Source organism: Delftia sp. WSY_7, assembly GCF_043104845.1.
Lineage (GTDB): Bacteria > Pseudomonadota > Gammaproteobacteria > Burkholderiales > Burkholderiaceae_C > Comamonas > Comamonas tsuruhatensis.
Genome location: NZ_JBICLB010000002.1, coordinates 1 through 337 on the forward strand (window position 1 = coordinate 1; position 337 = coordinate 337).

Here is a 337-nt window from a genome sequence, read left to right on the forward strand (position 1 = left end):
AGAAGATCAGCATCGGCGACAACCGCAACGAGGATGTCGGCATCGACGAGAACATCTCCATCGGCAAGAACCGCAGCAAGACCATCGGCAAGACCGAGACCGACAAGATAGGCCAGAACTGGCACGTCACGGTCGGCCTGCTCAAGACCCAGACCATAGGCATGGCCTACATGCAGAACGTGGGTGGGATGAAGATGATGAACATCGGCGTCAACTACATGGAAAACATCGGCGTGGCCATGCAGACCCATGTGGGCATGAACCAGAGCCTCACCGTGGGGCAGGAGCGCCAGGTCAAGGTCGGCAGCAAGCAAAGCACCGAAGTGGGCTCGCAGTA

1 pseudogene is annotated in these 337 nt (G+C 58.2%); it reads left to right on the forward strand.

Going from position 1 to position 337, the window contains the following annotated elements:
- A pseudogene (locus ACF8ME_RS01025) lies at window positions 1-337 on the forward strand (type VI secretion system tip protein VgrG); the annotation flags it as partial.